The sequence below is a fragment of the Photobacterium sp. R1 genome, assembly GCF_054600795.1.
The window spans coordinates 1-272 of sequence record NZ_BAAHZP010000538.1; the positions used below are offsets into that span (position 1 = coordinate 1).

General features: G+C 50.7%; 1 protein-coding gene. It reads left to right on the plus strand.

What is annotated here, in order from left to right; genetic code table 11:
• A partial coding sequence (locus tag ACYP03_RS26185; RefSeq protein WP_459782697.1) for a cbb3-type cytochrome c oxidase subunit II occupies positions 1-272 on the plus strand: 272 nt, incomplete at both ends.

A 272-nucleotide genomic window follows, 5' to 3' on the forward strand; every position in this document is an offset into this window, starting at 1 on the left:
TGTTTGGGAGCATCCATTCCTGTGGGGCTCTAAGCGTACAGGTCCGGATCTGGCCCGTGTAGGCGGTCGTTATTCCGATGAATGGCACCGTGTTCACTTGCGCAACCCTCGCGATGTAGTACCAGAATCGAACATGCCCGGTTTCCCGTGGCTGGAAGAAAATGTACTGGATGGCGAAATAACCTCTAAAAAACTTGCCCTATTCCGCGATAAGTTCGGTGTACCTTACACTGACGAACAAATTGCGAAAGCAGGTGATGATGTGAAAGGCA